A 23081-nucleotide genomic window follows, 5' to 3' on the forward strand; every position below is an offset into this window, starting at 1 on the left:
CTTCACGGGTTGGTCCTGCCTTCACGGATGTCGTCACGACGTCGGTCGCGACGTTCGTCACGGATGTCGTCACGGATGTCGTCACGGATGTCGTCACGGGTGGGTGGGATCGGGCCGACGCCCGGCAGGTAGCCGGCCTCGGCGGCCCAGGTGAGCGCGGCCGACCACCACTGCGGGGTCGGCGCGGCGAAGCGCACGCCCAGCCGGTCGAGCACCGCGGTGGTGTACGCGCTGTCCACCAGCACCCGGCGTTCCTCCTGCGCCGCCCACGCGGCGGCCACCCGGGCGGCCGTCGGGTGGCGGCGCTCGGCCCGGGCCAGGGCGGCCGCGAAGCCCTCCTCGTCGGTGAGCCGCACGGGGTGGCCGTGCCCGGCCAGCCACCGCACCAGCTCGTCGTGCGGGACGGCGTGCGGCGTCTCCACGTGGTACGCGCCGGGCGCGGCGTACGGGTCGAGGGCGATCGCGGCGATCCCGGCGGCCACCGTGTCCACGTACGAGAACGCGAAGGCGGTGTCCGGCCGGCTCGGCGCGGCGCCGGCCAGCAGGTAGCCGCGGATCAGCTGGTAGATCCGGTTGTCGCCGGCGTTGGCCTGGAACGCGCCGGTCCGGCTGTGCGCCGCGATGTGGCCGCTGCGGTGCAGGTGGGCGGTGTGCCCGCGGGCGGCCCAGGCCCGGACGGCCTGCTCGGCCCGGTACTTGGTCCGCTCGTACGGGGTGCGGAAGTACTGGCCGATCTCCAGGTCCGCCTCGCTGAAGCGGCGCGGCGGGCCGTCGACGCCGCCGGAGACGGCGAGCGTGGAGACGTGGTGGAGCCGGGCGTCCGGCGCGTTCTCCCCGAGCCAGTCGAGCAGCCGCCGCACCGCCGTGTGGTTGGTGCGCTCCAGCTCGTCGGGCGAGGCCACCAGCCGGACGTCCGCCGCCGCGTGCACCACCAGGTGGGTGCCCCGGGCGAGTTCCAGCCCGGCCGGGGAGAGGCCGAGGCCGTCCCGGTCGATGTCCCCGGCGAGCGCGCGGACGGGGCCGGCCGCCCCGGCACCGAGCCGCTTCAGCGCCTCGGCGTCGTCCGCGGCCCGCACCAGGCAGGTGACCTCGGCGCCGCGGCGGAGGAAGGCCTCCAGCAGGTGCCGCCCGAGGTAGCCGGTGGCGCCGGTGAGCAGCACCCGGGCGGGTTCGCCCACCCTCGCCCGGGCCGCCGGGGCGACGCCGGGGTGCAGCAGCTGGCCGGAGGTGGACAGCGGCGCCCGGACGACCGGTGCGGCTTCCGGGGCCCGCGCCTCGGCCGCCACCGCCCGGGCGAACCGCCCGGTGATCCGATCGGCGGCGGAGTGCGGCAGGCCGGGCCGCCCGTACACCAGGTCGGCGACCAGCCGCTGCTCCACCACCCTTGCGGTGAGGCGCAGTTCGTACAGCGGGTCGCCCCCGGTACAGCGGGCCGTCCCGGCCTGTTCGGCGGCGACCGTCCAGTCCAGCGCGGGTTCCTCGGGCAGCCGGAAGGTGCCGAGGAAGTTGAAGCCGACGGCGGGCCGCCCGCCGGGCGCGTCCATCGGCCGGACGGGTGCCTCGCGCAGCCGCCGCGCCACGGCGTCCGGGGTGGCCCCGGCGTCCAGAGCGACATGCTTGACGGCCGTGAACCAGCCGACGGTGTCCAGGAATTCGCCCTCGTCGCCGACCGCGTCCCGGCCGTGGGTCTCGACCTCCACCGCGAGCCGGGGACGGCCGCTGTCGCCGGTGACGGCTGCGGCGAAGGCGGCCAGCAGCACGGCCTCCAGCCCGGACCCGGCGCCGTGCCGGGCGATCAGCCGGGCGGTGGCCGCCGGGTCGAGCGCCCAGCTGAGCGCGCCGGGCTCCTGGACCTCTCCGACGGCGGGCTCCCCTATGGCGAGCTCCCCGACGGCGGGCTCCCCGATCGCGACCTCCCCGACCGCGGGCTCCTCGGCCTCCCCGGCGACCGGCTCGACGGCGGGAGACGCGGCCGCCGCCCAGGCGTAGAAGTCCGCCGTCGGCGGCAGATCGGCCGGCTTCCGGTCGAGCACCGCCCGGTACGCGTGCGCCAGGTCGTCCAGCAGGATCCGCCAGGACAGTCCGTCGACCACCAGGTGGTGCGCGATCAGCGCGAGCCGGTCGTCGGTGCCGGGCGGACCGGTGAACAGGTGGGCGCGCAGCAGCCGGCCGGCCGCCGGGTCGAGGCTGCGGTGGAGTTCGGTGCAGACCCCGGCGACGGTGTCGGCGATCTCCCCGGCCGAGCTCGGGATCCGGGAACAGGAGACCGGGTCGAGCCCGGCCACCTCCCGGAGCTCGCCGCAGCCGTCGGGGGTGACCGGGCGGCGCAGCGCCGGGTGCCGCTCCAGGACGGCCGCGACGGCCGCCGAGAGCGCTTCCGGGTCGACGGCGGTGCGGCAGCGCAGCAGCACGGACTGGTTCCAGTGCCGCGGCTCCCGCAGCGACCGCTGCCGGTACAACCAGCGCTGCGCCGGGGCGAGTCGGTAGCCGCCGGCGTCACCGCGCGGGGCGGGGACGGACGGCGCGGCCGGGACGGCGACCGCCGCCAGGCCCTCGGCCGTCGGGTGCCGGTAGAAGTCCTCGTAGGCGACCCGCAGGCCGGAGCGCCGCAGGAAGGCGATGGTGCGCATGGCGAGGATGGAGTCCCCGCCGAGGGCGAGCACGTCGGCGCGCGGCCCGACCGCGGGCAGGCCGAGGGCGCCCGCCCAGAACCGGGCGATCTCCCCGGCCGGGCCGCTCCCGGCGGTGCCGCTGGACTCCGCCCGGGCCTCGACGAGTTCGGCCGCCAGCTCGGCCAGCCGCTGCCGGTCGAGCTTGCCGTTCGGCCCGACCGGGAACTGCGGCAGCACCAGGATCGGCTGCGGCACGGAGTAGCCGGGCAGCCGGTCCCGCAGGTGCGCGCGCAGGTCCTCCAGCGTCTCCTCCCCCGCCGACCCCACCGAATCCGCCGAATCCGCCGACCCCGTCGGCCCTGCCGCCCCCGTCGGCCCTGCCGCCCCCGTCGGCCCTGCTGCCCCCTTCGGCCCCTCCGAGCCGTCGGCGCCTCCCAACAGCCTTACCACGCCGATCAGTTGGTTGCCGAGTGCGGTCTCCCGCAGCAGCGCCGCCGAGCGGGCGACGCCGGGGTGGCCGTCCATCGCCCGCTCGACCTCGGCGAGGTCCACCCGGTAGCCGCGGACCTTCACCTGGCGGTCCACCCGGCCCAGGAAGACCAGGTCGCCGTCCGCCCGCCGGCGGCACAGGTCCCCGGTGCGGTAGACGAGTCGGCCGTCGTGCCGGACGAAGCCGCGTGCGGTCTCGGCCGGCCGGCCGTAGTAGCCGGCGGTCACGCCCCGGCCCCCGATGAGCAGTTCGCCGACCGTGCCGTCCGGTACCGCCCGGCCGGCGCCGTCCACCACGGTCAGCAGCACCTCGCCGATCCCGGTGCCGATCGGCACGGTCGGCTCCTCGGCGGGCAGTTGGCCGGCGGAGGTGACGAGCAGGCAGGTGGCGCCGACGGTGGTCTCGGTCGGGCCGTAGTGGTTGGCCAGCCGCGCGGTGGTGCCACGGTCGAGCAGGGCGGCGGCCAGCGGACGGGGCAGCGGCTCGCCGCCGAGCAGCACGGTGTGCAGCGGCGGGGAGTCGGCCGGACGGCCCTCCAGCAGGGCGGTCAGGTGCGAGGGGGTGGTCTTCAGCACGTCCACCCGGGCCCGCCGCAGCGAGGCCCAGAAGGCCTCCGGGTCGCGCACCTCGCGGTCCGGCACGAGGTGCACCGAGCCGCCGGTGGCCAGGGCGAGCAGCCAGGCGGTGTGGCCGAGGTCGGCGGCCAGGGTGGTGACGTGCGCGGCGCACGGGGCGTCGGCCTCGGTGAGGCCGAGCCGCCCGGCCAGCGCCCGGGCGTAGTGCACGGCGTTGGCGTGGGTGACGGCCACCGCCTTGGGCTCGCCGCTCGACCCGGAGGTGAAGGAGAGGTAGGCGAGGTCCTCGCCCCGTACCTCGACGGTCGCCGACCGCGGCCCCGGCAGCGCCTCGACGGCCGGTGCGACCCCGACGCCGGTGCCCGGCGCCTGCCCGGTCCCGGTGCCCGGCGCCTCGGCGCCCTCGGTGCTCGGCGCCTCCGCGTCCTCGACGCCCGGCGTCCGTCCGGCCCCGACGTCCACCACCTCCCCGCCGAGCCCGCCCTCGGTGGCCAGCACCCGGGCCACCCGCACGGACGCCAGCCGCCGGGCCAGGTCGGCCGCCGACCAGTCCGGATCGGCCAGCACGGCCGCCGCGCCCGAGCGCAGCACCCCGTACAGCAGCACCAGCATCCGGGCGTCCCGGGGCCCGACCAGGGCGACCCGGTCGCCCCGGCCGGTGCCGGCGGCGGCCAGCCTTGCGGCGATCCGGCCGGCCGCGGCGTCGACCGTGCGGTAGTCGAAGCTGCGGACCCCGTCGCCCAGGGCGGGCCGGTCGGGGTGGGCCCGGGCGAGGTGCGCGAGCAGTTCGGGCAGCGAGCGGGCGCCGCGGACGGGGTCGGCCGCGTGGCCGCGGGACGCGGAGCGGAGGTGCTGCGTCGCGGGGGTCACGCCGACTCGCCCCCCGTCCGGCCCGCCCGGGCCGGCCCGGCGACCACCGCCGGGTCGCCCACCAGGTACCCGTCGAGCAGCGCCCGCTCGGGCAGCCGTCCGGCCAATTCCCAAGCCAGCATGCGGTGCAGGCCGTCGAGGTGGATCAGCCCGGACCGGACCGCGAGGTCCCCGTAGTCGGAGTGGTCGACCGGCGCGGTGCTGAGGAAGACGGGCGTGAACGGTGCCCACCGCAGCAGCCGCAGCTTGGCCGCGCAGACCGGGTTGGCGACGGCCCAGGCGGCTCCGCCGGCGCGGACCCGCTCGGCCGCCTCGGCCACCGTCAGCCCGGAGCGCGGCACCGTTTCGAGCTCCCCGCCCTCGCTGAGGTGCCAGGGCAGCACGACGCCCAGGACGTCCGCCCGGGAGAGCCGGATCCGCCACCAGCCGCCGGGGATGCGGTCGGCACGTTCGAGGTTCTCCTCGCCGTACATGTTGCTGTTCGCCTCGTGGGCCCGCTCCACCGGGTGGTCCCGCAGGTAGGCGTCGTGGACCTCGGGGAAGGCGACGGCGGTGACGATCTCCACGGCAGTGCTCCTCAGACGGTTCCGGTGTACTCGGTGCGGGCGTGTTCGCCGGCGGTGTACTCGGTGAAGTGCCGCTCGGCGAACAGCTCGGGCCACTGGCCGTCGGCCAGGTCCAGTTCGCGGGCCCGGGCGAGCATCTGTCGCCAATAGGGCTTCACCGGACGCCAGCGCGCCCCCACCTGGCAGTAGGAGGCGTCGACGAAGTACCGGGGGTGGCCCGGTCCTTCGGGCGCCGGTCTGCGGGTGTGGAACAGCGCCGAGTTGAGCAGCACCGTCGAGCCGGGCGGCAGCCGGTCGAGGACCACCTCGCCGGGCAGTTCCGCGGTGCCGTGGTGGGCGAAGGCGGACTTGCCGACGGTGCGCAGGTGCGAGCCGGGCAGCACGGCCAGGCTGCCGACCCGCTCGTCCAGTCCGCCGAGGTAGTGCAGCGCGTGGACCATCAGCAGCGACGGGTCGGAGCGGTCGTTGGGCTCGCAGTCGTGGTGCCAGGCCTTGCCCGGGATCCCCGGGTCCTGGCGGTCGCTGTGCAGGTGGTGGAAGACGAAGTCCGGCCCGAGCAGGCGGGTCAGGGTGCGCAGCAGCGGTGGGTGGGTGAGGAGTTCGCCGTGGGCGGGCAGTTCCAGTTCCAGCAGCGGGGGCGGTCCGTGGCGTAAGGGGTCGGCGCACGCGGCGATCGACCGGGCCCGCAGGCCCTCGTCCACCCACCGGTCGACCTCGGGGGCGAGCCGTTCGCGCAGCGCTTCCGGCAGCAGGCCGGGCAGGACCAGGTACCCGGACTCCAGGAACTGGCGGCGGTGCGCGGTGTCGAGGGCCTCACGCCCTCCGGAGTGCGGCGTCACCGAACCGATCCCCTCCTTCCGTCGGGCGGGCACACACAGGGTCGTGACGCCACAGGACGTGGCGCGGGAAGTGGAGGCACACGGTGTCGTCCAGACCTCGGGTGGCGGCGGTGCGTCCGTCACGGGCGTCTCGGCCGCCACAGCTGAATCGCGATCACCACGAAGAGGCATGCGTTGATCACGCAAAGTAGTCCGCCCCAGGAGTATGAACCTGTCATCGCGTCCACGACAAGGCCTATACCAGCTCGTGGACACCTTCCCGCCACCGTGCCGTTCAGCTCCGGCCACCAGTCGGCTCCCGTCCCACGGGGAACTCCGGGCCGTTCGCGCCCCGGTGATTCGCCGCCGTCACGGCGGATGCGGCACAGTGAGGTCATGAGCGACAGGAGTCACCCCGCCCCCGGACCGGTCAGGCGCCGCCCGGTCCAGCAGCGCAGCCTGGAGCGGTACGGCCGCATCCTGGACGCCTGCGCCGGGCTGCTGGACGAGGTCGGGGCGACCGCGCTCACCACCAAGGAAGTCGCCCAGCGCGCCCAGGTGCCGATCGGCACCCTCTACCAGTTCTTCGCCGGCAAGGAGGACCTGCTGGCCGCGCTCGCCACCCGCAACCTCGACCACTACCTCCAGCGCCTGGACGCCCGGCTGGCCGCCGCCGCGCCGGTCGGCCCCGCCCTCTTCACCGACCTGGCGGTGGAGGAGTTCGTGGCGATGAAGCGCGCGGTGCCGGGCTTCGGCCAGCTGGACTTCGGCCTGGCGGGCCCGGCCGTCCCCACCGGCGTCCAGGACGACCTGCACCTGCTGGACGCGGGCGTGGACAACAACACCGCCGTGGCGCTGCGGCTCCAGGCGCTCGGCGGCGAACTGTTCCGGGCGGGCGACCCGTCGGCCACCACGCTGGCCCTGCGGGTGGCCCTGGAAGCCGCCGACGCGGTGCTCAAGCTGGCCTTCCGGGAGGCGCCCGACGGCGATCCGGCGCTGATCGCCGAGTGCAAGCGGTTGGTCCGCGGCTACCTCGCGCAACAGTCCTCCGCCCGCTGAGGCAGGGCACCGCGCCCCTCGCGCGCCCCGTCCGCCCGAGGCGTTGCGCGCCCGCCGCACCCGCAGCACAGTGGATAGCGGGAACGGCCGTGGAGGCGGCCGGGCACACGACCCGAGGGAGCAGACCATGCAGGCAGCGGTAGGTGACCAGCTCCACATCCACAGCAGGTCGGTGGGCATGGTGGACCAGAAGGGCGAGATCGTCGAGGTGCGCGGCACCGACGGACAGCCGCCGTACATGGTCCGGTTCGAGGACGGCCACGAGGGTCTGATCTACCCGGGCCCCGACTGCAACATCGAGCGTCGCGAGGCGAACCTCTGACCGACACCCCCGTCACCCCGCCCCGCGCGAGGTGGTGAGGAGCGGTGTCCGCTCCCACGACCCCGCTGCCCGGGGCACTCGCCGGGCTCGCGCCACTGCTGGACCACTACGGGTACCTCGCGGTGGCGCTGCTCGTGCTGCTCGACAACTGCGGCATCCCGGTGCCCGGGCAGACCGTGCTGGTGCTGGCCTCGGTGTACGCCGGCGCCGGGCACCTCGACTTCGCCGCCGTCCTGCTGGTCGCGACCGGCGCCGCCGCGCTCGGCAACAGCCTCGGCTACCTGATCGGCCGCACCGGCGGCCGCGCCTTCGTCCACCGCTGGGGCCGCTACGTGCTGCTCACCCCGGCCCGGATGGACCGCGCCGAGGACTTCTTCGCCCGGCACGGCGGCAAGGTGGTCACGGTCGCCCGCTTCGTGGACGGGCTGCGCCAGTACAACGGGATCATCGCCGGGACCACGGAGATGCCCTGGCGCCGGTTCCTGCCGTTCAACCTGCTGGGCGCGGTGCTGTGGACGGCGGTCTGGGGCACCTTCGGCTACCTCGCCGGGGCCAACATCGGCGCGGTGTACCGCACGGCGCTGCGCTACCAGGTCTGGTTCGCGGTCGGGCTGGGCGTGCTGGTCGCGGCCGTCCTGCTGCGGCAGGTGCTGCGCCACCGGCGCCGGCGCCGCACGGGCGCAGGCACCGGCACCGGGCCCGAGTAGCCGCGGGTCAGCGCAGCGGGAACACCTCGAACGGCACCGCGAAGCGCGTCCCCAGCCGGCTGCCCGCGCCCCGGCCGAAGCCCTCCAGGAACTCCCGCGGCTCCGCCATCGCCCCGCCCAGCCCGGCCAGGTACGCCTTGTGCTCCTCCAGCGAGGCGACGCCCCGGTCGAAGTGCGCGGTGGTGTCCACCGCGTGCCCGGCGTCCGGCGAGGCCACCGCCCAGATCTGCCGCACGCCGTTCCACGGCTCGTGGCCCTCGGCCAGCAGCTCGCGGAACACCCAGCGGTTCCCGGCGTCCCGGACCCCGTCCAGGGTGGCCCGGCCGACCGCGATGTGGTCGGCCTGGTTGAGGAACTGCCCGCCGTAGGTGTCCCGGAAGTTGCTGGTGATCACGATGTCCGGCCGGTGCCTGCGCACCACCCGGGCGATGTCCCGGCGCAGCGGCAGCCCGTACTCCACGACCCCGTCCGGGTGTCCGAGGAATTCGACGGTGTCGACGCCGACCACGCGCGCCGAGGCGATCTGCTCGGCCTCGCGCAGCGGGCCGCACTCGGCCGGGTCCAGCGAGTCGATGCCCGCCTCGCCGCTGGTGACCATCGCATAGACGACCTTCTTGCCCTGCGAGGTCCAGCGGGCGACGGCCGCGGCCCCGCCGTACTCCATGTCGTCGGGGTGGGCGACGATCGCCAGCGCGGTCTGCCAGTCCTCGTCGACGGGCTCGAAGGGCTCGGGGGCCTGGTCGGTCATGCTGCTCGTTCCTCTCGGTGCGGCTCACGGTCGTACGGACGCACGACAGTCGCACGGCCGTACCACCCGTGACTCTAGAAGACCCGCTTCCCCCACGCCCCGTCAGACACCGTCGCCCCCGGTCGGCTTGCCCCTGACGCGGGCGTCAGGGGTTGGCGTCCGGGCGTCCCGCGGGAGGGGTCAGCTCGGGTCGGCGGCGAGCAGCGGATCGGCGGGGGCGGCGGAGGTGTCCTGGCCGGGCCAGCGGATCCGGGTGGCGCAGAGGGAGACGACGGCCGCCGAGGCGGCGACGGCGGCCATGCCCCAGAGCAGGCTGGTGGCGCCGGCGATGAAACCGATCACGGCGGGGCCGGCCAGCAGGCCGGTGGTGCCCATGGCGGCGACCAGCGAGAGGGCGTCGGCGCCCTGCCGGGCGGCGGCGACGTAGACGCACGGGGTCACCGCGGCCACTCCGAGGCCGACGCAGGCGAAGCCGAGCAGGGTCGGGACCACGCCGCCGACCGCCAGGGCCAGGGCGAGTCCGAGGCCGGCCAGCAGGCTGCCGGTGCGCACGATCCGGCCGTCGCCGAAGCGGGTGCGCCAGCCGTCCGCGAAGATCCGGGCGCAGACCATCATCACCGAGACCACCGCGATGCCCATCGGGGCGAGCCCGGCGCCGGCGTGCACGTAGTCCTTGAGGTAGAGCGCCGACCAGTCGTTCATGGCGCCCTCGGTGACGGTGCCGAACACCATCGCCAGGCCCATCCAGAGGGTCGCGACGGTCGGCAGCACGAAGCCGCGGCGCCGCTTCCTCTCCTCCGGTTCGGCGGATTCGGCCGGCCGGTCCGCCAGCAGCCCCGGCCGGGCCGCCACGACCAGCACCGCGAGCAGCGCGGCGGCCACCCCGAAGTGCACCGCCAGGGTGCCGGTGACGGAGGTGACGCCCGAGGCCAGCAGGGCGGCGAGCAGCGAACCGGCGCTGAAGGTGGCGTGCAGCCGGGACATCGTGGCCCGCTCGAAGCGGGCCTCCAGCGCGGCGCCCTGGGCGTTCATCGCGACGTTCAGGCAGCCGACCGCGACGCCGTCGAGGAACAGCACCAGCAGCATCACGGGGTAGTTCGGCACCACCGACAGGGCGAGCAGGATCACGCCGAGGGCGAGCGCGGACAGCACCGAGAGCAGGCGGGAGCCGAGCCGCCGGGTCAGCACCGCGACCAGGGGGAAGGACACCGCCGCGCCGATTCCGCAGGTCATCAGCAGCAGGCCGATCTGGGCCTCGCCCAGGTCGAGCCGGGCCTTGAGCGCGGGTACCCGGGAGACCCAGGTCGCGTACTGGAATCCGAGGACGAAGAACAGGGCGCCGATGGCCACTTGGGACCGGCGGAAGTCGTCGCGAACGGGGGACATCGGTATCAGCCCACTTCGGCTCTGGGGTACGGCCCGCGGATCGCGGTGGAGTGCGGCAGCGGCCGGACCGGGACGGCGTCCAGCGGCATCGCCATGTAGACCGCCCGGGTGCCGTAGCTCTCGGGCAGGTCGATCTCGGGCCGGGCGCGGTAGCCCAGCGGGGTCCACAGCACGTGCGAACCGCGGACGGCGACCAGCGAGGCGCTCCGGTAGCCGGCCGTCCGGGCGGTGTGCTCCAGGTGCCGCAGCAGCCGCAGGGACAGGCCCCGGCCGCGCAGGTCCTCGGAGATCACCAGGTCGTGGGCGTGCATGTTGGTCGGCCGCTCGCCCGCGTCGGCCCCGTCCTCGCCGCGGCCGAGGTCAGGGCAGCGGAACAGCGGGTACGGCAGGGCGAGCAGGTAGCCGCCGAGGCCGCCCGGGTGCTCCAGCACGAAGCAGGTGTCCGGCGAGGCCCGGTGCCGGGAGCGCAGCGCCTCGCGGCCCTCGGACAGGCCGCTGGCGGCGTAGGCGCGCTCCTCCAGCGCGACCACGGCGTCCCAGTCCTCCTCCCGGAGCAGCCGGATGCGGTACTCGCTCATCTCTCTCCTCCCTCGCGGCGCCCGCCGATGCAGTTGTACGGCAGCGGCGCGAAGCCGTTGAACCCCTGGGTGGCGTAGGCGGTGGCGTACGCGCCGCAGGAGTGGATCCAGACCGGTTCGCCGGAGCCGATCGCGCGCGGGACGCGCACCAGGCCGCCCTCCTGGGCGTACGCGTCGTCGCTGTCGCAGGTCGGGCCGGCCACCACGGCGTTGACGAACTGACCGCCGGGGTGGGTGGGGAACTCCAGCCGGTACTGGAGCTGGTCCATCTCGTACAGGCCGTTGAACTTGCCGCAGCTGAGGTAGAGCCAGTCCTCCCGGGTGCCGTCGGGGCGGTGGCGGGAGGTGAGCCGGGAGACGTGCGCGCGGATCGCGCCGTGGTCGGCGACCAGGTGCCGCCCGGGCTCCAGCAGGAACTCCAGCGGCCCGGCATTGACGGCGCTCAGCCGCTCCATGCCCTCGCGGATCACCGCGAACATCTTGTCCAGCGGCGGGTCGAGCGGGCGTCCGCCGCGGTCGAGGACGCCGAGGGCGGGCAGGCCGCCGCCGAGGTTGATCCGGGTCGGGGTGATGCCGCGCCAGTTGAGCGCCTCCAGTACGGCGGCCAGCGACTCGACGGCGGCGCTCCAGGCCTCGGCGGTCATCTGCTGGGAGCCGACGTGCACCGACAGTCCGGACGGCACGAGCCCGGCGGTGCGGGCGGCGTCGAGCACCCGCACGGCGTCCTCGGGCGAGCAGCCGAACTTGTGGCTCAGGCCCCACAGCGCGCCCTCGCCGGTGGTCGCGATGCGGCAGAACACCCGTGCGCCGGGGGCGTGTTCGGCGATCGCCGCGACGTCCTCCAGGCTGTCGGTGGCGAAGTCCCGCACGCCCAGCCGGTGGGCCCCGGCGATGTTGCGGTCGGACTTGACGGTGTTGCCGTAGTGGATCAGTTCGGGCGGCACGCCGGTGCGCAGCGCCTGGGCGATCTCCTGCGGGCTCGCCGCGTCGAAGCCCGAGCCGAGGGCGGCGAGGTGGTCCAGCACCTCGTCCACCGGGCAGGCCTTCATCGCGAAGCGGACGGCCACGCCGGGCAGTTCGGCGCGGAGCGCGGCGTACTGGCGGCCGATGCCGTCGAGGTCGTAGATGATCCGGTCGTCGGTGGCGGCGGCGAGTGCGGCGCGCAGCGCGGTGCGGTCGTGCTCGTCGGCGCGGCGCGTCTCGGTGTGCACCGCGGAGACGGCCGGGGCACGGTGGGCGGGCGGGTGGGCGGCGCTGTGGCCGCCGGCGCGGCCGCCGGGGTGGCCGGCCGCATGGCTGGTGGCATGGCCGGTGGTGTGGCCGGTGGCATGGCTGGTGGTCTGGCGTATCACGTGGCGTTCCCCGTCCGGCTAGCGTGGCCGCCGGTCGACGGGGGTGGCCCTGCTCGCCCGCACCAGCGGGCCCCACGCGTCGATCAGCGCTGCGAAGTCCTCGATGTCCGTCTGCGCCTCGTCGAGCAGGCGTGCCCGCAGGGGCGCCAGGTGGTCCGCGAACTCGGCGTACTTTCCGCCGAGGCGTCGGTAGCAGCGGTCGAGTTCGGCGAGCCTGCGGTGGTTCTCCGCGCGGTCCGTCGCGGCGCTGCGACGGGCGGATTCGGCGATCGGTTCGGGGCGGACGCGGTGCTGTTCGTCCAGCAGGGCGCCGCCGGCCGCCTCCATCTCGGAGTAGACCGGGTAGAGGTAGAGCATGGAGAGCAGGAACTTGGCGTAGCGCAGCTGGTAGGCGGTGAAGCCGGGGCCGGTGCGCCGTTCCGGGGTGTGGTAGTTGACGATGTGGCGGTTGTGGGTGACGCCCGGCAGGGTCGCGTCGCGCACCAGGTGGTGCAGGAAGTAGTCGCTGCCGATGGTGTCGGTGGCGGGCGGCAGCGGCACCCGTTCGTAGACCTCGTGGTGGAGGCCGATGTTGCACATGTCGATGTGCCAGATGTCGGGCAGGTCGAGCACCGCGCGGTCGGCGGTGAAGGGCTCGGTGCCGCCTCCGGTGAAGGACTCGGCGACGAGTTCGCGCTTCTCCTCCTCGCTCGCGCCGGTGGGCGCCCAGAGCGCGACCACGTCGTGGTGGACCTCGGGGTCGAGTTCACGGATCTCGCCGACGTCGACGGAGAGTTCACCTACGAAGGAGGCGCCGACCAGTGCGACCGGCTTGTCCGCGTGCGCCGCGTCGAGGGTGTCCTCGGTGACGGCGGCGGCCGCGTCGGCGGCCTTCAGCCCGAGCGTGGCCAGCTCGTGCTCGATCGGGAACACCGCTTCGCCGTCGAGCAGTTGGTAGCGGCTGTCGGAGTCCCGGCGGTGCACCGACTCGCAGCCGAGCGCCGCGGCCAGCAGGAACGCCCGGTTGGTGCAGGCGCCGTAGGAGACGGCGTCGGGCAGCATCAGGCGCAGCAGCCGGTCCGGGTCGGCCGCGCCGGATGCGTCGATCACCTCGCGCAGGAAGGCGCGCTGGGCGTCCTCGTCCAGGTGGTGGACGACCACGCCGTCGACGGCCGGCAGGCCGGCGAGGGCCCCGGCGTGCCGGGCACGGTCCGCGGGCTCGGCGGAGTCCAGCACCAGCAGGTGCACCCGGACGCCGAACCGCCGTACGGCGTGGGCGGCTTCGGCGCCGATCGCGGTGATGGTGTCCGCGCAGGCGCGGTTGGTGGGCAGGGTCAGGCAGACGTCGCGCATTCCCGCTCCCCCGTGTCCCCGCATTCGTCGAACGGCTTGCCGCTCCAGGACCGCAGGCCGAGCAACTTCTCCCCCAGTTCGGTGAGTTCGGCGGTTCCGTAGCGCTTCGCCTCGGGCCGGTCGGCGTCGCCGACCAGCGTGCGGTTCCAGTCCGGCGTGCCGAGCGTGCGCCAGGACTCCACCCGGGAGCGGCGCAGCTTCTCGGACTCCTCCAGCGCGGGCATCATCGACAGGTACTGCACCGCGCGCACACCGCCCGCGGAGGTGTTGGGCGCCACGCCGTGGGCGAGCAGGCCGTTCCAGATCAGCAGGTCACCGGCCTCCAACTCGGGCCGTACGACCGGGAACTCGGCGCGGTCGACGTCCGGGCGGATCGGGTCGCGGTCGGCCGGCTGGGCGGCCCGCCACTCGTCGAAGCGGCGGAACAGCTCCGGGTCGCACTGGAAGCCGCCGTGGTCGGGGGCGGTGTCGTTGAGCGCGATGATGCCCTGGACGCGCTGCGGCAGCATGTCCCGGGTGGTGTCGACGTCCCAGTGCAGCTCGATGTCGAAGCCGCGGTCGGTGGGCTCGATCAGCGCGCGGTCGCGGTTGCGGACGTTCGGCGGGTTGAGGTTGAGCCGGTCGAGGGTGACCCAGAGCTCCTCGCAGTCCCACACGTCCACGAAGGCGTCGTAGACGCGCTGCGACTGGCGGCTGTCCCAGATGAGCTGGTGGTGGTAGGCCTCGACGAAGCCGTAGACGTGCAGGTGCCGGTCGAGTTCGTCGCGGTACTCGCGCTCGCGGTACCAGTCCTCGGGGCGGTCCGGCGACAGGCCCTGGAACTCCCAGGCGAAGTCGAGCAGTCGGCGCGCGGCCCCGGCCGGGATCGCCTGCTTCACCACCACGTAGCCGTAGGTCCGCCAGAACGCGTGGTCCTCCTCCGAGAGCACCCGCAGCGGGTGCTTCTTGCGGACCTCGCGCAGCGCGGTCGGGGCGAGGTAGCTCTCGGTGTCGGCACTGAAGTAGGGGCGCTGCGACGCGGCCCGGTACAGGTATTCCCCGTCGGGTCCGTCGGGGTGTTCGGCAGGGCTCGGCATGGGCAGTCACTCCATGGTTCGTAGTCGACGCAGCGCTTCCTCGCGGGCTCGATGCGGGCGCGGCGAGTCGACGGCCGGCCACCGGCCGCAACAGGAATTCGAGTGCGGCCCGGAGGGCCGTCCGCATACGGTCCTTCTCGCCACGGCCCGCGGGCGCGGAACAGCGCCACGTCAGGGGGCCAACTCTCCCGTCCGGCAAGGCACCTCACCCAGCATCAGCCTTTGCCGAACCGCGCTCCCCATACGTTGGACTAGACCAACTAATGGTGTCAACCCTTTCCTGCGGGTTACCGATTGGGAAATCAACGCAGCTCACGACGCCTCTCGGGGTTCGCTTTATGTTTCGGAGACTGACATAAGAGCGGGTATGTTTCTGGAATTGACATATTCGCGCGCACGGTGAACCGGTCGGGCCGGCCGTACGTTGGGCTCATGGCACCCGCGCTGACGGCTCCCCCGTGGCTGACCGAGGGTCTGCGGCCCCGGGCCGCGCCCGTCCCCTGGGCCGCGGTCGCCCGCGCGTCCGTCGCCCTCGCCGCCCCGCTCGCGGTGGGCACCGCCACCGGGCGGCCCGCCTACGGCGCACTGGTGTCGATGGGCGCGCTGTCCGGAGTCATCGGGGACACCGCCGACGCGTACCGGATGCGGGTCTACAACATCGCCGTGCCCCAGCTGTTCGGCGCCCTGGGGATGCTGCTCGGCACCCTGGTGTTCGGCGCCGGCTGGACGGCCGTCGCGACGGTGACCGTCGTCGCGCTGGTTTCCGGCATGATCTCCTCGATCGGCGCCGTCGCCTCCGTCTCCGGACTGCTCCTGCTGCTCAACGCGGTCGTCGGGGCCGGGCTGCCACTGCCCTCCCCCTGGTGGCTGCCGCCCGCCCTGCTGCTGCTCGGCGGCCTGGTGGTGCTCGCCCTGACCCTGCTCGCCTGGCCGCTGCGCGTGGGCGTCCCCGAGCGGGCGGTGGTGGCCGGCACCTACCGGGCGGTCGCCGACCTGTTGGAGGCGGCCGGCACACCGGAGTACGACGGACGCCGCCGCGAACTCACCCGGTCGCTCAACCAGTCCTACGACCTGCTGCTCGCCCGCCGGGCCCGCCGGCACGGCCGCTCACCCACCCTGGTACGGCTGCTCGCCCAGCTCAACGCGGTGATCCCGGTGGTCGAGGCGGCCTCGGCGGCCCACCTGCGCCCGCCCGAGTTCGGCCCGCTGGCCGCCGGCTACCCGGCCGCCGTGCGCGCACTGGCCGACGCCGTCGAGCAGAACCGCACCGGCCCGCCCCCGCCGCTCGGCCTGCCGGTCCCGGCCGGCCCGTCCACCCGCGCGCTGGTCCAGGCGATCGGGCACGCCGCCGTGGTCGTGCACGAGGCCGCACCCGACCCGTACGCCACCGGCGACCGGCTGGGCCGCCCCGCCGGGATCGAGGTCCGGGCCCGGCGGGCGACCAGGGCACTGCTGCTGTCCGGCGCCTCCTGGCGGTACGGGCTGCGGCTGGCACTGTGCATCGGGCTGGCACAGGTGCTGGTCTCGGTGATCGAGGTGCCCCGCTCGTACTGGGTGACGCTGACCGTGACCTTCGTGATGAAGCCCGACTTCGGCTCGGTGTTCTCCCGCGCGGTGCTGCGCGCGCTCGGCACCGCCGCCGGGCTGCTGATCGCCGTCCCGGTCCTGGCCGAGGTGCCGCACGGCTGGTGGGACGTCCCGGTGATGGCGGCACTGGCGGCCCTGATCCCGGCCCTGTCCGCCAAGGGGTACGCCTTCCAGACCGCGGCCATCACCCCGGTGATCCTGCTGCTCTCCGACCTGCTCAACCACCAGGGCTTCCACCTGGTGCCGCCCCGGCTCTACGACTCGCTGATCGGCTGCGGCATCGCGCTGCTGGTCGGCTACCTGCTGTGGCCGGACTCCTGGCACACCCGGATCGGCGACCGGCTCGCCGACGCCGTCCAGGACACCGCCTCGTACGTGTCGCTGGCCCTCGCCACCGCGCCCGGACGGGACGAACCGGCCCGCGCCCGCTACCGGCGCCGCCTCTACCGGGACCTGTCCACCGTGCGCAGCGAGTTCCAGCGGGCGCTCACCGAGCCGCCGCCGGTCGGCACCCGGGCGGAGGCCTGCTGGCCGGTGGTGATCGCGGTCGAGCGGATCGTGGACACCACCACCGCCACCCGGGTGCGGATCGAGCACGGCGCTCCGGTGCCGACCGCCGCCGAGGTCGCCACCGTCACCCGGGAGCTGACCGGCCTGGCCGAGGCGCTGCGCACCGGTGGGCCGCCGCCGGCGGCGGAGCCGGACGCGCTGGCGCCGGACTGCGCGCTGGCCCGGCTCCACCACGAGGTGCGCGCCGCCCGGTCGGTGGTGGCGCCGATGCCCCGAACCCCCGCGCCGGCGCCCTGAGCGCGGCCGGTCCCGGAGCCGCAGCGTCCGGTCCCGGAGCCGCAGCATCCGGTCCCGGACCCTCGGCGTTCGATCCCCGACCCGCGGGTTCGGTCCCGGGTCCGCCGGGTGCGCCCCGCCGGGTTCAGTCCTGGATCCGCCGCCAGGGCCGGTCCGCCTCCAGCGCGAAGGCCAGCTCCAGCAGCAGCCGCTCCTGCCCGTGCGCCGCCGACAGGTGCACCCCGACCGGGAGCCCGCCGGGCTCGGAGCCCGCCGGCAGCGCGATGCCCGGGCCGCCGGTCACGTTGTTGACCGGGGTGAAGGCGACGTAGCGCATCAGCCGGTCCATCAGCTCGTCGAAGTCCACGTTCGGGCTCAGGTACCCGATCGGCGGGGCGGTGTGGGCGAGCACCGGGGAGAGGATCACGTCGTGGTCGCGGAAGATCCGCGCGTACACGCCCTCGGCCCGGCGCAGCCGCCGCAGCACGCCGGGGGTCTGCGGGAACTCCGCCCGGAACCGGCGGCGCAGTCCGGTGGTCAGGCCGTCCAGCTTCCCGGCCCGGAAGCTCGGGTCGATCAGCAGCCGGCCGGTGGCGGCGATGGCCCAGGCGATGTAGCCCCAGTAGCTGACGAAGTCGCGGGAGAACTCCTCGCCGAAGGGCAGTGCGGTCGGCTCGACCAGGTGGCCCATCGCCTCCAGCCGGGCGGCGGTCTCCTCGACCACCTGCCGGGTCGGCCCGTCGGTCTTGGCGATCGGCGAGTCCACCACCAGGCCGATCCGCAGCCGCCGGTCGCCCGGCCCCTCGACCAGGCCGAGCGGGGGCAGCCCGGGGTTGCCGCGGTGCCGCTCGGCGGCGGCGAAGAAGGCGGCGGTGTCGCGCACCGAGCGGGTCAGCACGCCGTCGGTGACCAGGTCGATCGGCAGTTTGCCGCTCTGGGCGTTGGTGACCAGCCGGCCCCGGGTGGGCTTGAGCCCGACCAGCCCGCAGCAGGCCGCCGGGATGCGGATCGAGCCGCCGCCGTCGTTGGCGTGCGCGATCGGCACCACGCCGGCGGCCACCAGGGCCGCCGCGCCGCCCGAGGAGGCGCCGGGCGAGTGCGAGGGCTTCCAGGGGTTGCGCACCGGCTGGGCGGTGGCGAACTCGGTGGAGGCGTTGAGGCCGAACTCGGGCAGTCTGGTCTTGCCGAGGACGGCCAGGCCGGTGGAGAGGAACTGGTCGGTGAAGCGCGCGTTGCGGCGGGCCGGGCGGGCGCGGTAGGCCTCGCTGCCCATCGCGGTCGGCAGGCCGCGCAGGTCCACGTTGTCCTTGAGGTAGGTCGGTACGCCCCAGAGCGGACCGCCGATCCCCTCCCGGCTGATCCGCGGTTTGTCGTACGAAGCATGGGCGACGGGCAGCAGCGCGCCGTCCACCCGCGCGGCCCGGTCGGCGGCCGCGCCGACCAGTTCCCTCGGGTTGACCGCGCCGGCCCGGACCAGCGCGGCGAGCGCCACCGCGTCGTGGGCGCCCAGGGCGTCGTCGGCGAACGCGTGGACCCGCTCGTCGGTCATCCGAACTCCCCACTCCCTGCCGGACGTTCCACCGTCCGACGATCGCACCGGTTGGTCGTACCTGCCCGGTTCTACTGACCGGTAATCTCGCAGGGCTTCGAGTGTAGGCACGGCCGGCGGCCGGCGCCCGACCGGGGTCGACCCCGACGGGTAAACGCTCCATCAAATCTTCGAGGGCGCACGACCGTTCGGCCCGCGCCCCCGCGTTCACCCCGTCCGCCCGTCCACGATCGTTTCGCCGCACGCCGCCGGGAAAGATCACGTTCGCGATTCGTCCCGGTCCTCCCGCCCCAACCAAGGTGACGCCCGTGCCGACCCCCTTCTTCCCGACCACCCGGTTCACCGCGGCCACCGCCCCCGGCGGCCTCCCGCTGCTCGGCCACGCCCCCGCCCTCCTCCACCACCCGCACGAGTTCGTCGCCGGCCTGCCCGCCCACGGCGACCTCGTCCGGCTGCGGCTCGGCCCGCTCCACGCGTACGTGGTCTGCCACCCCGAGCTGGTCCGCCGGCTGCTCGCCGACGACCGCACCTTCGACAAGGGCGGGCCCCTCCTCGACAAGGCCCGGGAGGTCCTCGGCAACGGCCTCGCCACCTGCCCCGCCGCCGCCCACCGGCGCCAGCGCCGCATGCTGCAGCCCGCGTTCCACCGCGACCGACTGCCCGGCTACGCCGCGCTGATGGCCGAGGAGATCGACGGCGCCACCGCCCGCTGGCGCGACGGCGACGTGATCGACGTCCCCACCGCGATGCACCGCCTCTCCACCGCCGTCACCGCCCGCTGCCTGTTCGCCGCGCACGAACGGGCCGGCACGCTGCCGGTGCGCCGCTCCATCGACGCCGTCACCCGCGGCGTCGGCCGTCGGGTGATGCTGCCGCTGCCCGGTGCCGACCGCCTCCCCACCCCCGGCAACCACCGCTTCCGCCGCGCCCGGCAGGACCTGCGGGAGATCACCCGGCGGCTGATCGCCGACCACCGCACCGCCGGCACCGACCGGCACGACCTGCTCTCCACGCTGCTCGACGCCACGGACGAGGACGGCCGGGGCCTGACCGACGCCGAGGTCCACGAGCAGGTGGTCACCTTCCTGCTGGCCGGCACGGAGACCACCGCCGCCACCCTCTCCTGGGCCTGGACGCTGCTCGCCGCCAACCCGGCCGTCCGGATGCGGCTGCACGCCGAACTCGACACCGTCCTGGACGGCCGGCCCGCCCGCCACGAGGACCTGCCCGCCCTGCCGCTCACCGCCCGGATCGTCAGCGAGACCCTGCGGCTCTACCCGCCGCCCTGGATCCTCAGCCGCACCGCCACCGCCGACACCGAACTCGGCGGCCACCGCATCCCGGCCGGCGCCACCCTGCTCTACAGCCCCTACCTGCTGCACCGCCGGGCCGACCTCTTCCCCCGCCCCGACCGCTTCGACCCCGACCGCTGGCTCACCACCGCCCGCCCCGCACCCGGCACCTACGCGCCCTTCGGCCTCGGCGCCCGCCGCTGCATCGGCGACGTCTTCGGCACCACCGAGGCCGTCCTCGCCATCGCCACCATCGCCGCCCGCTGGACCATCGCCCCCACCCCCGGCCGGCCCGTCCGCCCCACCCGCGGCTCCTCCCTCACGCCCCGGCCCTTCACCGCGACACTCACCCGCCGGGTCCGCTGACCGGACGGCGACCGGGCTCCGACGCCGTCCGCGCCGGGTCCGCCGACCGGATCCCGACCCGGCTTCGGTACTGTCCCGGCGTGGCCGGCCGCACGGGCGCCGGCCGGAACCACGCCGCTCGACCGGGACGCCACCAGACCATGAACGCTCGAACCCCCTCGGGGCTCCTGACCGGGCTGCTGCGCGCCGCCCGGACGTACCCGCGCCGCTCGCCGCTGACCTTCGGCTACGTCGTCCTGCTCCTGCTCGGGCACGTCTGGGTCGAGAACCTGCTCGCCGCGGACCGCGCGGACGCGCTGCGCGACCACATCAGCACCAACCTCGACAACCTGCACGACCACCCGGTCAGCGCCCTGCTCGGCAGCGCGCTGCTCTTCGACGGCACCCTCACCGAGATCCTCTCCACCGGCTTCGGCAGCACCCTGATCACCCTGGGCCTCGGCGTCTGCTGCTGCCTCGCCTGGACCGAGCGCCGCTTCGGCGGCCTGCGCGCCGCCGCCGTGTTCCTCGGCGGGCACATCGGCGCCACCCTGATCACCGCCGCGGTGATCCTGCTCGCCCTGCGCCACGGCTGGTACCCGGAGAGCGTCCGCGGGGCCTCGGACTACGGCATCAGCTACGGCGCCCAGACCGTCCTCGCCCTCGCCACCCTCGCCGCGCCCCGCCGGGCCCGGCTGCCCTGGGCCGCCTTCGTCGTCGCCTGGCCGCTCTCCGGCGGCGACTGGCCCGGCCCCCTCCCGGGCTTCACCACCGTCGGGCACCTCCTCGCCGCCGCCCTCGGCTTCGCCCTGGCCGCCGCCGTGGCCCTCGGCGCCTCGCGGCGCCGGCGTGCCGGGGCCGAGCGGCCGGCGGACGCCCACCCGTGACCGTCCCCCGGCCCTCCAGGGCCTCCGGGTTCCACGGCCTGTCGGGGCCGGGGGCCCGTCGGTTCCAGCGCCTGTCGGTTCCAGCGCCTGTCGGTTCCAGCGCCTGTCGGGGCGGGGCCGGTGGCCCGGGCGGCGGTCAGCCGGGCGGGCGCCGGTCGGCGGCGATGGCGGTGAGCAGCCGCTCGATCTCCTCCAGCCGGCGCCGCAGGTCCTCGACGTCGCTCCGGGTGGCGCTCTGCTCGCCCGCCTTGAGGGAGACCAGCAGCTGTCCGTCCGGCTCCAGCCGGGCCCGGGCGACGTCGCCGACCTTGTCGCCGTTCTGGATCCGGATGGCGTGCTCCAGCTCGGACGGGCGCAGCGCCAGGCTGTGCAGCGCGCCGGCGACCAGCTTGCCGTCCTTCACCACGGTGGTGGGCCGGCCCTCCAGGATCCGGGCGGCCCTCGGATCGCGCGCGAGCCAGCGGGTGACGGCGGCGTTCACCGCGATCAGGGTCACCGCCCCGATCGCGCCGCCGAGCAGGCTGTTGTCATTGCCGATGATGGCGTTCTGCACCACGTTGGAGAGCAGGAAGACGACCACCATGTCGAAGGTGTTCAGCCCCGCCAGCCCGCGCTTCCCGGCGAGCCGGAACAGCACCAGGATCAGCACGTAGACGGCGATCGTGCGGAGGACCTTCTCCACGATCGGAATCTGGACGGCCATCAGGTCGTGCCACACTGCCCCGCTCCTCCCGCCTCGACGGCTGCGAACGGGGCAGACGCTACGCCACGGTCACCGCTTGGGCCTGCCGCGCCGGGCCGCCGCGCCCCGCCCGCCGGCCTTGGCTCCCCCGGCCTTCGGCGCCCCGGCCCGCTGCCCGCCGGACTTCTGGCCGCCCGCCTTCTGCGCACCGCCCTTCTGCCCGCCGGACCGCTGCGGCTGCGGCTTGCCCCGGCCCGCCGCCGCCTTCTTCGGCTGCGCCTCCGGAGCCGCCTGCCCGGCCCCGCGGCCGCGCGAGCTGTTGACCGTGCGGCCGCGGACGATCCCGATGAACTCCTCCACCAGGTCCGTCGTCCGCTCCTGCGGCCAGGACAGCGCCACCTGGGACTGCGGCACGTCCGCCACCGGCCGGAAGGTGAGGTCCCGGCGGTGGTGCAGCCGGGCCAGGGACTGCGGCACCAGGAGCACGCCGACGTTCGCCGCGACCAGCTCGACCGCGTCCGCGGTGCTGTCCGGACGGGCGACGGCGGGGCGCCCGGGCAGGGTGTCGGCGGTGAGGCCCAGGGTGTCGTCGAGCGGGTGGAAGACCACCTCATCGGCCAGGTCCGCCACCGAGGCCTCCTCGGCGGCGGCGAGCCAGTGGTCCTTGGGGAAGACCACGACGGTGGTCTCGGTGTAGAGCGGGATCGCGCTCAGCACGTCCTTGTCGACCGGCAGCCGGACCAGCCCGGCGTCCGCGCCGCCCTCGCGGAGGGTCCGCTCGGCGTCGCCGGACTCGACCGCGAGGAGGTCCAGCGGCACGTCCGGGAGCCGCTCCTCCCAGACCCGGACCCATTTGCCGGGGGTCACGCCCGGGACGTACACGAGCCGGAAGGTCGGGTTCACCTGCATGTCTGTCACAGGGCAAGGCTACCGACCGTGACCGGGAGCGCCCGCGCACTCCCTTACCCTTGTCACCATGACATCGCTCAAGCAGAAGACCAGCCAGACCATGAAGCCGGCCACGGCGGCCAAGAAGCTGGGGATCTACCTCGACGCCGCGCCGACCGACTTCCAGGAGGGCGTGGTCTCCCGCGAGGAGCTGAACGCGCTGCAGGCCGAGCCGCCGCAGTGGCTCCAGGACCTGCGCAAGAACGGCCCGCACCCCCGCCCGGTGGTCGCCGCCCGGCTCGGCATCTCGATCTCCGGCCTGGCCCGCGGCGGCGTGACCGAGGCGCTGACCACCGAGCAGATCGAGGCCCTCCGGGCCGAGAACCCGCTCTGGCTCCAGCACGAGCGCGCCAACCAGGTGGACCTCCGCAAGGAGACCGCCCGGATCAAGGAGAAGCACGAGAAGGAGGCCGCCGAGGCCGCCGCCAAGGCCGCCAAGGAGGCGAAGGCCGCCCAGGCCCGCTGACCCGCCCTCCCCGGGCCCGGCACGGCGGCGCTCCGGCGCCGGCTGCCG

Annotated in this window: 19 protein-coding genes; 7 read left to right on the forward strand and 12 right to left on the reverse strand. The window is 75.1% G+C overall.

Annotation, left to right across the window (positions count from 1 at the left end; translation table 11 throughout):
- Positions 1–2: 2 nt before the first annotated feature.
- From ACFVHV_RS05265 to ACFVHV_RS05275, 3 genes are read right to left on the reverse strand one after another with little or no spacing between them, the layout of a single operon-like run.
- Complete coding sequence (locus ACFVHV_RS05265; protein ID WP_380348923.1) at positions 3–4547, reverse strand: AMP-binding protein; 4545 nt, start codon at positions 4545–4547, stop codon at positions 3–5.
- Positions 4544–5113, reverse strand: coding sequence for a DUF6309 family protein (locus ACFVHV_RS05270; RefSeq protein WP_359898518.1), 570 nt, complete (start codon positions 5111–5113; stop codon positions 4544–4546). Before ACFVHV_RS05270 ends, ACFVHV_RS05265 begins: the two co-directional genes overlap by 4 nt.
- Positions 5114–5124: 11 nt before the next feature.
- On the reverse strand, positions 5125–5952 hold the full coding sequence (locus ACFVHV_RS05275; RefSeq protein ID WP_380348925.1) for a phytanoyl-CoA dioxygenase family protein: 828 nt from the start codon (positions 5950–5952) through the stop codon (positions 5125–5127).
- A gap of 375 nt (positions 5953–6327) precedes the next feature.
- On the opposite strand from ACFVHV_RS05275, the gene ACFVHV_RS05280 reads away from it, so the two are divergent.
- The 3 genes from ACFVHV_RS05280 (at position 6328) to ACFVHV_RS05290 (ending at position 8019) form a co-directional block, all read left to right on the forward strand.
- Positions 6328–6990, forward strand: coding sequence for a TetR/AcrR family transcriptional regulator (locus ACFVHV_RS05280; RefSeq protein WP_359898516.1), 663 nt, complete (start codon positions 6328–6330; stop codon positions 6988–6990).
- A 127-nt stretch (positions 6991–7117) separates the two neighbouring features.
- Complete coding sequence (locus tag ACFVHV_RS05285; RefSeq protein WP_359898515.1) at positions 7118–7312, forward strand: DUF1918 domain-containing protein; 195 nt, start codon at positions 7118–7120, stop codon at positions 7310–7312.
- 44 nt (positions 7313–7356) lie between these two features.
- Complete coding sequence (locus tag ACFVHV_RS05290; RefSeq protein WP_380348928.1) at positions 7357–8019, forward strand: DedA family protein; 663 nt, start codon at positions 7357–7359, stop codon at positions 8017–8019.
- Between the two features lie 7 nt (positions 8020–8026).
- On the opposite strand, the gene ACFVHV_RS05295 is transcribed toward ACFVHV_RS05290, so the two are convergent.
- The 6 genes from ACFVHV_RS05295 to ACFVHV_RS05320 all read right to left on the reverse strand — a co-directional run bounded on the left by ACFVHV_RS05295 (position 8027) and on the right by ACFVHV_RS05320 (position 14491).
- Complete coding sequence (locus ACFVHV_RS05295; RefSeq protein ID WP_359898513.1) at positions 8027–8767, reverse strand: PIG-L deacetylase family protein; 741 nt, start codon at positions 8765–8767, stop codon at positions 8027–8029.
- A 180-nt stretch (positions 8768–8947) separates the two neighbouring features.
- Positions 8948–10153 (reverse strand): MFS transporter, encoded by a 1206-nt coding sequence (locus ACFVHV_RS05300; protein WP_359898512.1) that lies wholly within the window; start codon positions 10151–10153, stop codon positions 8948–8950.
- Positions 10154–10158: 5 nt separating this feature from the next.
- Entirely contained in the window at positions 10159–10731 is a 573-nt protein-coding gene (locus ACFVHV_RS05305) for a GNAT family N-acetyltransferase (protein WP_359898511.1), read from the reverse strand.
- Entirely contained in the window at positions 10728–11897 is a 1170-nt protein-coding gene (locus tag ACFVHV_RS05310; RefSeq protein WP_380349006.1) for a type III PLP-dependent enzyme, read from the reverse strand. The genes ACFVHV_RS05305 and ACFVHV_RS05310 overlap by 4 nt, the downstream gene beginning before the upstream one ends.
- Positions 11898–12101: 204 nt before the next feature.
- The gene (locus ACFVHV_RS05315) at positions 12102–13415 is read right to left on the reverse strand and encodes a DUF6271 family protein (RefSeq protein WP_380348931.1); all 1314 of its coding nucleotides are present in this window, start codon (positions 13413–13415) and stop codon (positions 12102–12104) included.
- Positions 13397–14491, reverse strand: a complete 1095-nt coding sequence (locus ACFVHV_RS05320; RefSeq protein WP_380348933.1) for a phytanoyl-CoA dioxygenase family protein — start codon at positions 14489–14491, stop codon at positions 13397–13399. Before ACFVHV_RS05320 ends, ACFVHV_RS05315 begins: the two co-directional genes overlap by 19 nt.
- Before the next feature lie 432 nt (positions 14492–14923).
- On the opposite strand from ACFVHV_RS05320, the gene ACFVHV_RS05325 reads away from it, so the two are divergent.
- Positions 14924–16885, forward strand: coding sequence for an FUSC family protein (locus ACFVHV_RS05325; protein ID WP_380348934.1), 1962 nt, complete (start codon positions 14924–14926; stop codon positions 16883–16885).
- 124 nt (positions 16886–17009) lie between these two features.
- On the opposite strand, the gene ACFVHV_RS05330 is transcribed toward ACFVHV_RS05325, so the two are convergent.
- Positions 17010–18413: an amidase gene (locus tag ACFVHV_RS05330; protein WP_359898507.1), complete on the reverse strand. Its 1404-nt coding sequence runs from the start codon at positions 18411–18413 to the stop codon at positions 17010–17012.
- 308 nt (positions 18414–18721) lie between these two features.
- Here ACFVHV_RS05330 and ACFVHV_RS05335 point away from each other — a divergent pair, with 308 nt between their 5' ends.
- Together ACFVHV_RS05335 and ACFVHV_RS05340 are read left to right on the forward strand one after the other, a co-directional pair.
- Positions 18722–20071, forward strand: coding sequence for a cytochrome P450 (locus ACFVHV_RS05335; protein WP_380348936.1), 1350 nt, complete (start codon positions 18722–18724; stop codon positions 20069–20071).
- Positions 20072–20211: 140 nt separating this feature from the next.
- Positions 20212–20937: a rhomboid-like protein gene (locus ACFVHV_RS05340; protein WP_359898505.1), complete on the forward strand. Its 726-nt coding sequence runs from the start codon at positions 20212–20214 to the stop codon at positions 20935–20937.
- Between the two features lie 136 nt (positions 20938–21073).
- Here ACFVHV_RS05340 and ACFVHV_RS05345 read toward each other — a convergent pair whose 3' ends face one another.
- Both ACFVHV_RS05345 and ACFVHV_RS05350 read right to left on the reverse strand, forming a co-directional pair.
- Entirely contained in the window at positions 21074–21655 is a 582-nt protein-coding gene (locus ACFVHV_RS05345; protein WP_359898504.1) for a YetF domain-containing protein, read from the reverse strand.
- A gap of 54 nt (positions 21656–21709) precedes the next feature.
- The gene (locus ACFVHV_RS05350; RefSeq protein WP_380348938.1) at positions 21710–22537 is read right to left on the reverse strand and encodes a LysR family substrate-binding domain-containing protein; all 828 of its coding nucleotides are present in this window, start codon (positions 22535–22537) and stop codon (positions 21710–21712) included.
- A 58-nt stretch (positions 22538–22595) separates the two neighbouring features.
- Between ACFVHV_RS05350 and ACFVHV_RS05355 the strand changes: the two genes are divergently transcribed.
- The gene (locus tag ACFVHV_RS05355; RefSeq protein ID WP_359898503.1) at positions 22596–23033 is read left to right on the forward strand and encodes a DUF5997 family protein; all 438 of its coding nucleotides are present in this window, start codon (positions 22596–22598) and stop codon (positions 23031–23033) included.
- Positions 23034–23081: the final 48 nt, after the last annotated feature.

The organism is Kitasatospora sp. NPDC127116 (assembly GCF_042677365.1).
GTDB lineage: Bacteria > Actinomycetota > Actinomycetes > Streptomycetales > Streptomycetaceae > Kitasatospora > Kitasatospora lactacystinica.